A 14,061-nucleotide genomic window follows, 5' to 3' on the forward strand; every position below is an offset into this window, starting at 1 on the left:
CAGTTGAGCGGAACCCTGCACGCGATGCCGTGGACTGTCGGCGGACAGTCCGCTCGCGGCCTGTGGCCTCCACGGCTCAGCGAGCCGGTGCTATCCGTTCGCCAAGAACTCGTCGAACGTACGAGGCGGGCGTCCTGTCAGGTCGCTCACCGCTGTTGTCACTTCGGACATGGAGCCCGCTGCCATGTCTGCGTAGAGGCGGAGGAGGTCATCCACGAACCAGCCGGGCAGCCCTTGCGCCCGTAGATCCTCGGACGCCTCCTCGGGTGTCAGATCGCGGAAGGGAATGGCGAGCTTCGCTGCGATCCTTTCATGCGTCAGTGCCTCAGGACCGGTGAGCGCGTAGGCGTCGCCGCCTCCGAGCGGGCCCGTCAGCAGCGCGGCAGCACAGGCGGCGACGTCGTAGGCGTCGATGTACGCCACACCTCCCACGCCGTACGGGCCGGCCAGGGCGCCGCTGTGGGTGAATCCGCCGTCACCGGTGAAGAAGTTCTGCATGTAGCCGGTGGGTCGCAGCGACGACCACCGGAGCCCCGACGCACGGAGGTGCTGCTCGATCTCCCAGTGCGCGCGTACGGACAGCTTCGCATCCGGACCGGGCTGCCATGCCGACACCTTCACCACCCACGCGACCCCGGCGGCCCGCGCCGCGTCGACGACGCCGGTCTGCTGCCGGACCATCGGCTGCTGCCCGGCCACAGGGAGCGCGCCGCCGCTGTTGAGCAGAAGACGGTCGACCCCTTTCAGGGCGGACGCCATGGATGCCGGATCGTCGAAGTCCCCGACGACGAACTCGCAGCCCAACTCCCGGCCCTTGCGTGCGTCCCGCACCAGTGCGCGAAAGGGTGCGTCCGCCTCCGTGAGCGCCGCTACCAGGTGCCGTCCAATGGTGCCGGTCGCACCCGTCACAAGTATCACTTTGTCCCCCACCACCTGAGAAAGCCTCATGATTTCCCAACACCTTACCGGAGGAAGCCTCCGTTTACCGCGAGAGGGGCGCGCGGATCGTGGGACGCGTCGTCGAGCACGTCCGTACCCACGTTCAGGGACTTCTGTCGGTGCACTCGGCGGCCCGGCCGACCGCGTCCGCGGCCACTCCACTGCCGTCGTCTCTCATCACCAGTCGCCGGAGCTGCCGCTTCCGTGCCCGCCGCCGTGGTGGCCGGTACCGGTTGCACCACCTTCGGACCAACTTCCCGGGTCCAGGCTGTGGGCGAGGCTGTGGCCGCCGGTGGTGAAGTCGGAGTAGAGGTCGCTCAGCTCGCCGTGAAGTCGGCGGGTGAGGGTGTCGGCACCGGTGGTCAGTGCTGCTGCGAGTTCCGCGTCGGTGCCCGGCACCGTTCCTGCGGTGGCGGGCGTGAGATGGCCGGAGGCGGCGAGGGCGGTCAAACGGCGGCGATCGGTGATGCCCCGCAGGCCGGGATAGGCGGCAGAGGCCAGGCCCGCAACCTGGACGAGCACGGCGAGGGATACGTCGCGGGCGTCCTCCGGCATCGCGGAGCCGGAGCGCGCCACGCTGTCGAGACGGGACAGCAGCGCCCGACGGCGCGGCAGGTCGACGGAGAGAATGTCGTGGCGGGCACGGCCACCGGCATCGCGCCATCTGCGGACACGGACCGCCTTCTGATCCTCAAGTCTGGAGAGGTACTCGACGGTGAGGGAGCGTGGTGTCCGGCGCAGCCAGTCCTTCGGGCCGGGCGGCGGAACGGCCGCGCCCAGACTGCGCAGGACATTGCTCAGGCGGCGGTCCTCGACGCGCCGGGAGTCCGTCACCTCGATGCGCCGGGGTCCGACCATGATCCGTCCGGCCAGTCCCAGATCCACCAGCTCCGCGGCCCGCAGGGCGAACCGAAGCCGCTCCTCGGCCCGTATCCGTATACGTCGCCTGCCCGGGACTATGGCGAGCAGGAGCAGGTCGTCCCCCATGGTCATACATGCAGGCTAGGCGCGGCTGTCCGTGGAAGGGAGTCCTCCGCGCCATCTCGGGGCCCGCCCGGACTCGCTTTCGTGCTCGGCGGCACCGACGCCCTCCGGTGCCGTTCGATCCGGTGGCAACGCCCGGTGAACAGATCGACGGCATCGGTTCGCTCGCGGCCACGGCTGACTGGTCGGCAGGTTGAGCGACGGCCCGGCAGGGTTGTCGCGTGATACGCAACCGCCTCTGCGAGATGCTTGCTGAACAGGCGTTGGTGTGGCCGTGCGCGGGAGGCTCTGTTCGCCGGCCATGCGGAAGTCCAGGGCGTGCCACGTCGCGCCCCACGGCCCGTGCGTGGCCGATGTGCCGTAGCGGTAATCGAGTTGGGGCCCGGGGGCATTGCGGCCCGTAGTGCCCACGGGCTGCCGTCGCTTCGATGCGTCCATCTCGCAGCTCACCGTCCGCCGGTCTTCCGCAACCACCGTCCGGCCTCTGCGTGCCCACGGCAACGGAAGACGCCACCGGTGCGTGGGCGTCAAGAGGGCGAAAGGAGCCAGGGCGGGGCTGCGGGGTAGCGGAGAACTTGGCTGTACGCCGACAATGCGGTCACCCTTCACCGTTCAGGGGCCGTCAGGCCCCCGGACCGGACCGAGAGGACCGACCATCACCATGCGCAAACCTCTCCTCGCCACCCTCCCCGCCGCTGCCCTCGGCGCCGCCGTCCTGACGGGCGCCACAGGTGCGTCGGCCGCGGCACCCGACCGTGTGAGCGGGGTGACCCCCACTGCCGTGACGGCCGCTGCGCAACCTGACAGTACGTCCGCCTCGGTGACGGCCTCCTCCTTTGCCGGCACCGTGGCGCTCAGCAACTGTTCAGGCTCCTTGATCCGCATGCCGAACTCGCAGGCGACGGATCCAGGACTGGTCATGACGAACGGCCACTGCCTCGAAACAGGCATGCCGAGCGCAGGGCAGGTCATCACCAACCAGTCCTCGACCCGGAGCTTCACGCTGCTCAACGCCTCGGCCGGCACCGCCGGATCGCTCAAGGCGAACAAGGTCGTCTACGCAACGATGACCGACACGGACGTCACGCTCTACCAACTGACCAAGACCTACGCCCAGATACAGCAGTCCACGGGAATCGCGCCCCTGACACTGTCTGCGACCCACCCGGTGCAGGGGCACGCGATCGACGTGGTCTCCGCCTACTGGAAGCGGGTCTACTCCTGCTCGGTCGACGGATTCGCGTACCGTCTGAAGGAGGGCCAGTGGACGTGGAAGGACGCCGTCCGCTACACCCCGGAGTGTCAGGTCATCGGGGGTACCTCGGGTTCCCCGGTCATCGACACGACAACCGGGCAGGTCACGGCGATCAACAACACCATCAACGAGAGCGGCGGAAGCTGCACCCTTGACAACCCCTGTGAGGTGGACGAACAGGGGGCCGTCACCATCCACGAGGGGACCGGATACGCCCAGGAGACCTACGGCATCCCCGCCTGCTTCACGACGGGCAACAAGCTCAACTTGTCGGCCCCGGGCTGCACGCTCGCGAAGCCGTCGGCAGTAGCGGCACGCTGATTTCACAGCTGAGGGGGAAGCGGAGCTCGTCAGCGGTGAGCCGGCAGTCGCGCCCGAGCAGGAGATCGCGAAGGGTTGTGCCGGTCGGGCACCACCGGCGGGTGGCCGGCCGGCCCCTCTCGTGCGCTGTTGCGGAGCCGGGCAACAGTTTGCTTCAGGCCGTCGAAGGCGCGCTGTGCCTGCGGCGGCATCGGGCGGGCAGTTCCCTGGTCTAAGGGCTGTCCCGCAATTCCTGGCGGGCGTGCGACGACAGCTACGGCACCTCGCCGCGTTGTCGGAACGTCCACATACATCCAGTATGTGGACGTCCCTCCGCCTTGCGATGCGCCGCATCTGACGCCGCACGCTGTTCCACCAGGAATTGCGGGACAGCCCTTAGTTCCTCCCTCTCAGCCCGTTCAGCACCAAGTCCGCCAAGCGCTCCGGCAGTTCCGGCTCGATCGGACGGTGGCCGAGCAGGGAGCGGGTCTGGAGGGGTGAGCAGAGCAGTTCCAGCGCCAGGGCCGCGTCCGTGTCCGCCGGGAGCTCTCCGCGTTCGACGGCCCGGCCGACGATGGCGCCGGCCTGATCGAGGCGGGACTTCCAGAACGTCTGCCAAGCCTCGGCGAGGTCCGGGTCGTCGGCGCTGAGCGAGGCCGCCCGGGCGACTGAGCGGCCGGCCGGGGTGGCCAGGTACTCGGCCAGTGCGCGGGCGAAGGCGGCCAGGTCGGTGCGGACGGCTCCGGTGTCGGGGACGGGGATGCCCTCGTCGCTGCCGGCCAGCATGGCATCCAGTACGAGCTTCTCCCGGCTGCCCCAACGCCGGTACACCGTGGTCTCGTTGACCCCGGCGCGGGCCGCGACCTCGGCGATGGTGAGGCGGGCGATGCCCTCCTCGGCCAGTACCTCCATGGCGGCCGCCAGAACAGCTTGGCGGACGCGTGCGGCGCGGCCGCCAGGACGGCGACGGATCGGGTCCGGTACTTCCTCGGTCATGTGTCGATCACCTCGATCACCACCTTAACGCAGGCGAGCTTGCGTTAAGTCCTGTCCGGGTGCATAGTCGCTAAAGCAATAGTTCTGGCTTTAAGTGCAGCAGGAGGCATCACCATGTCTTTCACCTGGCCCCTGGACCCGCAGGACCTGTTTGTCGAGCGCTACCCGCAGATGACCCTCGGCCTCCCCGCCGACGAGGTGGACGCGGTCCGCGCCACCGTCACCGAGATGTGGCCCGACCGGCCCGGGAGCTGGGTGTACGAGTGGTCCGCTCTCGCCGCCCGGTACGCCGAGGCCGGAGACCACCGCCTCGCCGCGCAGGCGTACGGCTGGGCCAAGTTCCCCTCGCTGGCCGACGACCCGAAGCGCACCGCGCTCGCCCGCCAGGTCGAGCAGTACACGCTGGCCGCACCCGGCTTCCCGGTGGAGTTCGAGCGCCGCACGCTCACCGTCCCGTACCGCGGGGGCGAGGCCACCTTGCCGATCCATCTGATCGCCGCCCCCGGCCTGCCCGCCGACGCGCCGGTCGTGCTGGCCAGCGGCGGGGTGGACTCCTGGAAGACCGACCTGCACGGAATGTGGGAGCAGCTCGCGCTCGCGCTGCCGGCGCGGCTGCTGCTGTTCGACATCGCCGGCACCGGGGAGACGGCCCACCTGCCGATGACACCGGAGGGCGGGGCCGAGGTGATCGCCGGGCTGGTCGCCTTCGCCCGTACGATCGGCAATGGGAAGGTCGGCCACTTCGGGATCTCGATGGGCGGCTACTACTCCGCCCGGACCGGGCTGACGGGGGCGGTGGACGCCTCCGTGGTGCTCGGCGGCCCGGTGGAGCGTTCCTTCGCTCCGGGCCGTGGCTTCGCCTTCGGCATGGACGGCATCGTCGGCAACGCCCTGGGCTTCGATGCCATGCCGAGCACGGCCGAGCGCGAGGCGGCCTTCGCGGCCTTCGACCTGCGCCCGCTGCTGGACCAGAACGCCAATGGGCCGATGCTGGTGGTCAACGGCACCGAGGACGTCCACGTCCCGCTGGACGACACCCTGGTGTTCCAGGGCCGCCGGGACACGCGGGCCGAACTGATCCCGGACACCGGCCACTGCGCCATCTCGCGCTTCGGTGAGGCGATGGCCGTGATCGTCCCCTGGCTGAAGAACGCCCTGATCGGCTGATCCAGCGGCCCTGGCGCGACACGGGGCCGCCGATCCGCGAGCGTCGTGTGTGGGGTCGCCGAGAGGAGAGGCCACGCACGGCGCCCGCGGCTGCGCGTCGGCGCTTGAGCCGTGTCCTGTGCGACGAGCCGGGGGAGTGTGTTTCCCGGCAGCGCGGGACAAGGCCGGTAGTGCCACGGATACCACAGGAACCGCACACGCTTCCTTCACGTCTATGGCGATGGTCGAGGCAACAACGCCGACGACTACGGCGGTTTCGAAGCCGCCGGTCCGGACGACTACCGCACCTGCCCCGTCCCCAGCCCCGGCCCGGCCTTCCGGAGGTGAGCAGAAGGCCGCCTCTTCGCTGTGCGGACAGCAGTGTGCAAGCCGTGAGAGGCCCCGCCACACGATGAGCAGTCCCACTGACACGTCGACGCACCACACACACGCGATCGGCGCACCGAACCGGCGCAACACCGAGCTGGCGCTGCTGATGTTCGCGGTCGCCATCACGGCGTTCGCCTACGCCGACGCGGGTCTGGCCATCAACAACCAGGTGCCGTCGGGCCTGCTGAGCTATGGCGCGGGCCTGGGCCTGCTCGCGGGCGTCGCCCATCTCGTCGTACGGAAGACCGCGCCGTACGCGGACCCGCTGCTGCTGCCGCTGGCCACACTGCTCAACGGACTCGGCCTGGTCGTGATCTGGCGGCTGGACCAGTCCAAGCTGCTGCAGTCGATCAAGCAGGCGGGAACGGCCGCTCCGAGGCAGCTGATGTACACGACGATGGGCATCGCCCTCTTCATCGTCGTCCTGATCTTCCTCAAGGACCACCGCGTCCTGCAGCGCTACACCTACATCTCCATGGTGGGCGCCCTGGTCCTCTTGCTGCTGCCGTTGGTCCCGGGCCTGGGCGCCGACATATACGGAGCGAAGATCTGGATCCACGTCGGCAGTTTCAGTATCCAGCCCGGCGAGTTCGCGAAGATCGTGCTCGCCGTCTTCTTCGCCGGCTACCTGATGGTCAAGCGCGACGCGCTTGCCCTGGCCAGCCGCCGCTTCATGGGCCTGTACCTGCCGCGCGGCCGCGACCTCGGCCCGATCCTGGTCATCTGGTTCCTCTCGATCCTCATCCTGGTCTTCGAGACGGACCTCGGCACGTCACTGCTGTTCTTCGGAATGTTCGTCATCATGCTGTACGTCGCCACCGAACGGACCAGCTGGACCGTCTTCGGCCTGATGATGTCCGCGGCCGGTGCCGTCGGCGTCGCCTCCTTCGAGCCGCATGTTCAGCAGCGTGTCCAGGCCTGGCTCGACCCGATGCACGAATACACGCTCAGCCGCCAGAACGTGGTCGGCCACTCCGAGCAGCTGATGCAGGCGCTGTGGGCGTTCGGTTCCGGAGGCACCCTCGGCACCGGCCTCGGCCAGGGCCACTCCGACCTCATCCGGTTTGCCTCCAATTCCGATTTCGTCCTCGCGACCTTCGGCGAGGAGCTGGGCCTGACGGGCATCATGGCCATCCTGCTGATCTACGGCCTGATCGTGGAGCGCGGCGTGCGCACCGCCCTGGCCGCCCGTGACCCATTCGGAAAACTCCTCGCCATCGGCCTGTCGGGCGCGTTCGCCCTGCAGGTCTTCGTCGTTGCCGGCGGCGTGATGGGCCTGATCCCGCTGACCGGAATGACGATGCCGTTCCTGGCGTACGGCGGTTCCTCCGTCATCGCCAACTGGGCCCTCATCGGCATTCTGATCCGCATCAGTGACACCGCACGCCGGCCCGCGCCGTAGCGTGCACCCACCACGTCCACCTGCGTACCGCCGGATCCGGCGGTACGGATCCGGCGGTCGCCCACCAGGGACAGCGGGGCTCCGGCAGCAACCCTTCGGGAGTGCTCGGAGCCCCGCTGTCCTGTACGCCGCGGGCCGGAGGGGATCAGCGGTAGTCGTCCGCGGAGCCCTTCTTCCCGCCGTGTGTGATGTCCTCGAAGTACGCCCAGGCGTCCGGCCGGCTGCCGTCGACGTCGCGTACGTCGTAGGTCCTGGCCAGCTCCGCGCTGGAGGTGGACTTCCCGTTCCAGCGGGTGGCCCGGTCCGGGTCGGCGGCGAGCGCGGCGACCGCGCGGGCGAGGTAGTGCGGTGACTCGGCGATCGCGAAGCCCGGCTCCTGGGCGATGGCGTCGCGCCAGTTGTCCTCGCTCACGCCGAAGTGGGCGAGCATCTGCTCCGAGCGCAGGAAGCCCGGTGTGACGGCGACCGCCGTGCCCCCGTACTCCGCCAGTTCCTCGCCCAGCCCGAACGCGATCCGGATCGGGGCGTTCTTCGCGAGGTCGTAGTAGAGGTTCTCGCGGTATCGGCGGTTGGAGACCGCGGTTCCGTCGGTGACCTCCACGAGCAGGGGTGCGTCGGAGCGGACCAGGAGAGGGAGAGCGAGCGCAGCGGTGATCACGTGCGAGCGCACCCCGAGTTCCAGGATGCGCAGGCCGTCGGCGAGCGGTGTCTCCCAGCTCTTCTTGCCGAAGACGGAGCCGACGAGCAGGTGCTCGCCGCCCCAGAGGTCGTTGACCAGGATGTCGAGCCGCCCCTGTTCGCGGTCGATCCGTTCGACGAGAGCACGTACCCGGTCCTCGTCCAGGTGGTCGGTGGGGACGGCGATGCCGGTGCCGCCGGCCGCCGTGACCAGTTCCGCGGTCTCCTCGATGGTTTCCGTGGTCCGGCCGACCTCGCTGGTGTGCTCGCGGGTGGTGCGGCCGGTGACGTAGACGGTGGCGCCGGCCCGGCCGAGTTCGACGGCCAGGGCGCGTCCGGCGCCGCGGGTGGCTCCGGCGACGAGCGCGATCCGGTCGGCGAGCGGGCCGTCCTGGCCGGTGTGCTGGGTGGTCCTGTTGCTGTTCATGGCACCACAGTGCCCGTTAAACACGACAGCCCATGTCGCCTTTTCTTCCCGGGCTGTCTTCGCTCTGCGGGGCGTGCCCAAGTCCGGCGGACCTGCGGCGGCGCCCCGCGATCGGCGCAGAACCCCTCACCGACGGCAGTGCGGCCCCTTCCCGTGAACCACTGCGAGTGCGGGGATCGGCTTCAGACGACTATGACCCGGCGCCCGCGCGTGTGACCGGCGTGGCTGTCGATGTGCGCGGCCGCGGCCTCTGCGAGCGGGTACGACTTCTCGACCGGGATGTGGAGCTTCGCCCGCGAGACGAGGTCGGCGGCTTCGGCGAGGGCCTGCGGCACGTTCCCGGTCACACCGGAGTACCGCGCGCCGAGCCCCGGCGCGGCGAGATCGGCGATGGAGATCACCTTCTGCGGGTCCCCGGTCAGTTCGGCGAGCTCGCGGATGACACCCGAGCCGGCCAGATCGAGAGCCGCGTCGACATGGCCGAGCTGCCGCACCCGCTCGACCCAGCCCTCGCCGTACGTCGTGGCGAGGGCGCCCAGGCTGCGCAGATAGTCCTGGTTCGCGGCCCCGGCCGTGCCGATCACCGTGATGCCGCGGTCGCGGGCGATCTGCAGCACCGCCGATCCGACTCCGCCGGACGCGCCGCTGACCAGCAGCGTCTGTCCGGACTGGACACCGGCCTCGCGGATGATGCGCAGCGCGGTCTCCACCACGGAGGGGTAGCCGGCCGCCTCCGTGTAGGTCAGGTCCTCGGGCATGCGGGCCCAGGCCGACAGTACGGCGAACTCGGCATACGTGCTTGAGCCCCGCCCGAATACGCGGTCGCCCGCCTCGACCCCTTCGGCGCCTTCGCCGACCTCGTCCACCACCCCGGCGGCGTCCTGCCCGACTCCGGCGGGCAGCTCGATCGGACGGGTCTTCTGGAACTGGCCTTCGCGGATCCTCCAGTCGACGGGGTTCACACCCGCCGCCCGTACGGCGATGCGTACCTGGCCGGGGCCCGCGTGGGGTTCCTCGACGTCGGTGAGGTGCAGAACGTCCGGGCCGCCGAACTCGGCGAAGCTGATTCTCTTCATGCGTCCGACCGTAACACTAACTGTTAGTGTTTCAAAACGGTTTTGGTTTTGTATTTGGTAGTGTCAGGGCATGACCGTGCCGTCCGGACGTCGTGAGCGCAAGAAGGCCGCGACCCGCCAGAAGATCGCTGACACCGCCCTGCGGCTCTTCCTGGAACGCGGGTATGAGGCAGTGGGAATCCGTGATGTGGCCGCCGAGGCCGATGTGGCCGTCACCACGCTGTTCTCCCACTTCGCCTCGAAAGAGGCCCTGGTATTCGAACGGGACGACGACTTCGAGCGACGCCTCACGCAGGCTGCTACCGACCGGGAGCCGCACGAGCCGCTCATCCCCGCGCTGCGCCGCGAGGTCCAGGCCCTCGTGCGGCATTGCACGGCGGACGGCGCCGCCCCGATCCGGTGCATGATCGAGGCCTCGCCCGCGCTGCGGGAGTACGAGGAGTCGATGAGGCTGCGCCATGCGGAGACGCTGGCGAGGGCCATCGCTGCCGATCTCGGCCTGTCCGGGACCACAACGGTCTGCCGGGCGATCGCGAGGTTCGTGATCGACGCCTATTCGCTCGCCCGTGAGGCGCCCGATCCGCAGTCCGCGGTGGACGAGGTCTTCCGGATGATCGAGGCGGCCTGGGAGACTGCCTGCCCTTCTGTCACCGGTCGCGGGTGACTGCGCGCGGCCGAGAGCCCGGGGAACGCGTCGGCCGCCACGGCGGCACACGGAGCCGGTGTCGCCGAACCGCTCGAACCCGCTGGTGGCATGCGGCGCGTGGGTGACCCGGCACCCACGGGTCCGGGTCCGCCGCAACGGCAGGCGCGCACGGGGCACCCCGGCGATCTCCCGCCGGTCCGACCCTTTGCCCGTCCGAACCTCCGCCCGTCCGACCCTCCGCCGGTCCGGCTCCCGCGGATCTGCCGCGCGGCAACGCTGCCGGAGGGACGGAGAGCAGGAGGAGAGCACGCCTGTGGAGACGCCGGTGTGAGGCGAACTGCTGGACCAACCGCCACGTCATGCACGGCATCACGCGGATGCATGACCTGGCCCCGCCGAACAGTTCAGCAGGCCGCACAGCGGCCGGCCACCTCCGAGGCGACCTGAAGATCATTCATGGGGCCGTCCTCAGCCCAGCGCCTCCACCAGAACACGGGGCAGGAAGGTGGAGGTCGGGACACCGACCTCCACGCAGAAGTCGGACAGTTTCATTCCCGCGGCGTCGGTGTCGAGCTTCCGGTTCCTGTAGATGTGCTGCTTCACCCGGAATCGGCCGGTCGATGCCTCTTCCACGGGGATCGATCCGGCGTACCCGTCCAGCGTGAGGGCCCCGTTGTCGACGCGACCGGAGGCGGGCAGATCGAATTCCACGTCCCCGCCGGATTCCTGGGCGTTGGGCAGGAGCCCGGTGAGCGGCACCTTTTCGTTCGAGACGACTGTCTCCTGTGCGGTGTTCAGTTTGATGTAGATGAATGAGCCCTTGATCTCCTTGGGGTGGATCGGTTCACCGTAGTAGAAGAACTTCGTCTTCTCCTTGTTCTGGGAGATCCCCTGGTATCTCCCCCTCTCGATCTCGTCCATCCGGATCATGAAGTAGGTGTAGTCCCGCATGTGGTCCCTGCCGAGGGCGCCTGCCAGCCGGTCCACTTCCCCCACCGAGGTCACCTCGGTCCAGGCCCCGGCGTCGAACGGATGCGGAGTGGCGTTCACGGTAATACTCAGGATCTCCCGCAGCAGGCGTGCCTGCCTCTTCCGGTCGTTGGCCGCGTTCGCCTCCTTCAACTCGTCTCCCAGGGAGGTGAGATTCGTGAACCGGTCGTCATTGAGCGGAGAGAAGTGCCGGCCGTCGTAGTCCGTGTCGTCCCCGCTCTTGGTCGGTTCCGCGCGGAGGCTGGTGTTGGGGCCGAGGAACTGATTGCCCCCCTGCCACTCGTAGAAGGCGTAGCGAATTTCCTTGAGATTGTTTCCCTGGAATTCTGCTGTGTCGCCCCCGCCCGTCTTGACGAGCGCGGCGCGGAGCCGTGTCTTGAAGTCGTCGCGGTTCATGTGCGGCGGAATCTCGACCTTCAGATTCACCAGCATCTTGTCGGTGATCACCTCGGGAACCGCTTGGCGCAGCAGGGCCGCCTGCTTCCCGGGGTCCAGTGATTCCAGCGCGCCGGTCAGCTGGGAGTGGGCAACGATGTGATGCGCGGTCAGTTCCCACCCGTTGTGCGTGTCGCCGGCGGCGTGGGGGTTGTCGCTGCGCATCCGCTGTACGCAGGGGGCGCCCGGGCCAGACGCGGGGGCCTTCGCCTCCGCCGTTCCACGGGCCGGGGCGTTGCCGGACAGGACGCGTCTGGCATGCGCCTCCGCCTCCCGTTCGAACCGGTCGGACGGGTCCGAAACCCGGAGGCCGCCGCCGTTGTCGGTGCCGCTCACAGGGCCCTGGCGCTGCTGGATGACGTGGGTCAGCTCATGGGCCAGGGTGTGCCGGTCACCCCCGCCGTCGCCCAGCACGATGTGGTTTCCCGAGGTGTACGCGCGAGCGCCGATCTCGGCGGCCGAGGCACGTGCGGCGCCGTCGTCGTGGACGCGCACGTCGGTGAAGTCGGCGCCGAACCGGGCTTCCATGTCCGCACGGGTTCCGCCGTCCAGGGGCTGCCCGGCGGACCGCAGTACCTCGTGCACGGCGGAACGCTGCACCGATGGCTGTCCGCCCTGTTCATGCCCGCAGTCCGCACCGTGCTGGTGCCTCTCCTCGGCCCACGGGTGGCCCGCCTGCCGCAGCATCTGGACCACGGCCGCGTTTCCCGTCGTGCTCTGAAGCCCGAACAGCCCCTGCGGGGCGCTGCTTTCGGCTTGCTCCGGCGCACGAGAAGTCTTGCGCGCCGTCGAACGGTCCTTCTCTGCGCCGTCGCGGGCGGGACTGTGGGCGTGGGGACGCATACGGCGTGGCCTTCCGGCTGGACGGGGTGAACTTTCCCTGCATACCTGGGATGTACGGTGCCGGGCCAGGCCCCCGAGGGCAGAGAACGTTGGCCGGTGGGGCGCCGGGGCCACCGCACGTGAGGGCCCCTCCGGCGTACGGGCTCCGAGCCACCAGGCTCCGTTCGGGCCGGGCGTCGAAGCTGCCGCGGCGTCGAAGGGGCGGGCGCGGCGTTGAATTCCGCTCCACCTGTTCCTGGTCTTCGGTGATTCGCGGCTGGGCCGGGTGGGCCCGTTCAGGAATCAAGGTCCTCCACGACCTTGCGAAGTTCACGGGCGCCCCGCTGCGACATCGCCTGCATCACGCCGTCGAGCAGGGCACGGCCTTCGAGAGGGTTCCCGCAGCAGTACCAGTGCGCGTTGCCGAACTCGTCGTCGTGCCACAGCTCACGCTCGGGGCGGCGGACGTAGGCCTTCCACAGGCGCAAAGCCGTGCCGACGTCCCCCGGTCGGAGATAGTTGCGGGTGCGCTCGATGCGAACGATCTCGGACAGGGTTCGCGGGGAAAGCCGGTCGATGGCCGGCCTTGCGTTCTGCGACTGGTTCCGGTCCGGGATTCCGGCCCGGACGTGACCTGGCCGGCTACGCGGCACGGACCTTTTTGTTGATCGTCATGCTGTACATGGTGCCACGATCTCGAACGGCACACCCGAACGGATTACCGACGACCGCGTCGCCTTCCAGCGCGTACTCCGCCCGGATCGGGCCGGACCGGTGGGCTCCGGACGGCTGGTCCGGCCGATTCGCGGTGGACCGACGAGAGGCCCCCGTCGTTCCGGCTGGTCGCCTCCCGGCCGTCCCCTGGGCGACTTCCGGTCGCGCTGTTCCCGGGCCCCGCGGTCCCTGCTTCGCTGGATCCATGACATGACCGGACCGTCGTGACGTGATCGGGCACCGGAGTGGGGGATGTGTGGACGTCGGGAGTGCGACCGCCCTGTCGGCCGCCGTCGTGGGGGTCGTCGGGACGCTGCTGTCCGCGCTGCTGACCCAGCGCGCCGCAGACCGCAGCCGACAGCACGAACAGGAGCGCGCCGAGCTGGCGCGGGAACGTCGCAGCGAGGTCAAGGAACTGCGGGCGTGCTACGTAGCCCTCAACACCGCGGCACGGCAGTATCTGGCCGCGCTCACCGACCAGGTGCACGCCCTGAACCGCGACGACTCGGCGCCCGTACGGCAACGGCTGGCCGAGGCGCGCGACCAGCACCGCGATGTGTATGCGGAGGCCCAACTGCGCGTGCCGGACCGGGTCCTCGACCTCGCGGGCGACCTCAGCCGCGAACTGGGCACGGCCTACGGGATGGTGCGACGCCTCGACGGCGGCGTGCCGCGTGAGGGGGACTCCACGGCCGCCGTCCAGGAACGCATCGACGTGCTCTGGCGCCGTCTGCGGGAGATGCGCCGGGAGATGCGGGCCGAACTGGGCGTGCCCCGGGTGTTCCGTGGTCGAAGCCCGGGAAGCCGCCGTCCCGCGTCCGACGGATCGGCATAGTGGTGTTGTTGCCGAGGACGGTCCGG

General features: G+C 69.5%; 12 protein-coding genes. 5 read left to right on the plus strand and 7 right to left on the minus strand.

Translation table 11 applies throughout. From position 1 onward, the window contains the following. Positions 1-90 precede the first annotated feature (90 nt). Both AADR41_RS17190 and AADR41_RS17195 read right to left on the minus strand, forming a co-directional pair. On the minus strand, positions 91-948 hold the full coding sequence (locus tag AADR41_RS17190) for an SDR family oxidoreductase (RefSeq protein ID WP_342282282.1): 858 nt from the start codon (positions 946-948) through the stop codon (positions 91-93). 168 nt (positions 949-1,116) lie between these two features. Then, on the minus strand, positions 1,117-1,932 hold the full coding sequence (locus AADR41_RS17195; RefSeq protein ID WP_342282283.1) for a GOLPH3/VPS74 family protein: 816 nt from the start codon (positions 1,930-1,932) through the stop codon (positions 1,117-1,119). Positions 1,933-2,584: 652 nt separating this feature from the next. On the opposite strand from AADR41_RS17195, the gene AADR41_RS17200 reads away from it, so the two are divergent. Beyond that, on the plus strand, positions 2,585-3,499 hold the full coding sequence (locus tag AADR41_RS17200; RefSeq protein WP_342282284.1) for a S1 family peptidase: 915 nt from the start codon (positions 2,585-2,587) through the stop codon (positions 3,497-3,499). 375 nt (positions 3,500-3,874) lie between these two features. On the opposite strand, the gene AADR41_RS17205 is transcribed toward AADR41_RS17200, so the two are convergent. Further along, positions 3,875-4,474: a TetR/AcrR family transcriptional regulator gene (locus tag AADR41_RS17205; protein ID WP_342282285.1), complete on the minus strand. Its 600-nt coding sequence runs from the start codon at positions 4,472-4,474 to the stop codon at positions 3,875-3,877. A 114-nt stretch (positions 4,475-4,588) separates the two neighbouring features. Here AADR41_RS17205 and AADR41_RS17210 point away from each other — a divergent pair, with 114 nt between their 5' ends. Together AADR41_RS17210 and AADR41_RS17215 are read left to right on the plus strand one after the other, a co-directional pair. Next, positions 4,589-5,641 carry an alpha/beta hydrolase gene (locus AADR41_RS17210; RefSeq protein WP_342282286.1) on the plus strand — a complete coding sequence of 351 codons (1,053 nt, stop codon included), beginning with the start codon at positions 4,589-4,591 and terminating at the stop codon, positions 5,639-5,641. 391 nt (positions 5,642-6,032) lie between these two features. Further along, a complete protein-coding gene (locus AADR41_RS17215; RefSeq protein ID WP_342282287.1) occupies positions 6,033-7,412 on the plus strand; it encodes an FtsW/RodA/SpoVE family cell cycle protein in 1,380 nt (459 codons plus the stop codon). A 145-nt stretch (positions 7,413-7,557) separates the two neighbouring features. On the opposite strand, the gene AADR41_RS17220 is transcribed toward AADR41_RS17215, so the two are convergent. Then, positions 7,558-8,517: an SDR family oxidoreductase gene (locus AADR41_RS17220; protein WP_342282288.1), complete on the minus strand. Its 960-nt coding sequence runs from the start codon at positions 8,515-8,517 to the stop codon at positions 7,558-7,560. Between the two features lie 182 nt (positions 8,518-8,699). Next, complete coding sequence (locus tag AADR41_RS17225) at positions 8,700-9,593, minus strand: NADP-dependent oxidoreductase (RefSeq protein WP_342282289.1); 894 nt, start codon at positions 9,591-9,593, stop codon at positions 8,700-8,702. Between the two features lie 70 nt (positions 9,594-9,663). Here AADR41_RS17225 and AADR41_RS17230 point away from each other — a divergent pair, with 70 nt between their 5' ends. Beyond that, a complete protein-coding gene (locus tag AADR41_RS17230; protein WP_342282290.1) occupies positions 9,664-10,257 on the plus strand; it encodes a TetR/AcrR family transcriptional regulator in 594 nt (197 codons plus the stop codon). Positions 10,258-10,707: 450 nt separating this feature from the next. On the opposite strand, the gene AADR41_RS17235 is transcribed toward AADR41_RS17230, so the two are convergent. Both AADR41_RS17235 and AADR41_RS17240 read right to left on the minus strand, forming a co-directional pair. Further along, positions 10,708-12,351 carry an eCIS core domain-containing protein gene (locus AADR41_RS17235; RefSeq protein ID WP_342282307.1) on the minus strand — a complete coding sequence of 548 codons (1,644 nt, stop codon included), beginning with the start codon at positions 12,349-12,351 and terminating at the stop codon, positions 10,708-10,710. A 431-nt stretch (positions 12,352-12,782) separates the two neighbouring features. Continuing rightward, a complete protein-coding gene (locus AADR41_RS17240; protein ID WP_342282291.1) occupies positions 12,783-13,139 on the minus strand; it encodes a hypothetical protein in 357 nt (118 codons plus the stop codon). A gap of 317 nt (positions 13,140-13,456) precedes the next feature. On the opposite strand from AADR41_RS17240, the gene AADR41_RS17245 reads away from it, so the two are divergent. Next, on the plus strand, positions 13,457-14,035 hold the full coding sequence (locus AADR41_RS17245; protein WP_342282292.1) for a hypothetical protein: 579 nt from the start codon (positions 13,457-13,459) through the stop codon (positions 14,033-14,035). Positions 14,036-14,061: the final 26 nt, after the last annotated feature.

This window comes from Streptomyces sp. CLV115, from assembly GCF_038448545.1.
In the GTDB taxonomy this organism is placed as follows: Bacteria; Actinomycetota; Actinomycetes; order Streptomycetales; family Streptomycetaceae; genus Streptomyces; species Streptomyces sanglieri.

Bases quoted from the DNA above. Each gene is read 5' to 3' on its own strand.
- AADR41_RS17190 (WP_342282282.1), bottom strand. From the start codon at position 948: ATGAGGCTTTCTCAGGTGGTGGGGGACAAAGTGATACTTGTGACGGGT.
- AADR41_RS17195 (WP_342282283.1), bottom strand. From the start codon at position 1,932: ATGACCATGGGGGACGACCTGCTCCTGCTCGCCATAGTCCCGGGCAGG.
- AADR41_RS17200 (WP_342282284.1), top strand. From the start codon at position 2,585: ATGCGCAAACCTCTCCTCGCCACCCTCCCCGCCGCTGCCCTCGGCGCC.
- AADR41_RS17205 (WP_342282285.1), bottom strand. From the start codon at position 4,474: ATGACCGAGGAAGTACCGGACCCGATCCGTCGCCGTCCTGGCGGCCGC.
- AADR41_RS17210 (WP_342282286.1), top strand. From the start codon at position 4,589: ATGTCTTTCACCTGGCCCCTGGACCCGCAGGACCTGTTTGTCGAGCGC.
- AADR41_RS17215 (WP_342282287.1), top strand. From the start codon at position 6,033: ATGAGCAGTCCCACTGACACGTCGACGCACCACACACACGCGATCGGC.
- AADR41_RS17220 (WP_342282288.1), bottom strand. From the start codon at position 8,517: ATGAACAGCAACAGGACCACCCAGCACACCGGCCAGGACGGCCCGCTC.
- AADR41_RS17225 (WP_342282289.1), bottom strand. From the start codon at position 9,593: ATGAAGAGAATCAGCTTCGCCGAGTTCGGCGGCCCGGACGTTCTGCAC.
- AADR41_RS17230 (WP_342282290.1), top strand. From the start codon at position 9,664: ATGACCGTGCCGTCCGGACGTCGTGAGCGCAAGAAGGCCGCGACCCGC.
- AADR41_RS17235 (WP_342282307.1), bottom strand. From the start codon at position 12,351: ATGCTGCGGCAGGCGGGCCACCCGTGGGCCGAGGAGAGGCACCAGCAC.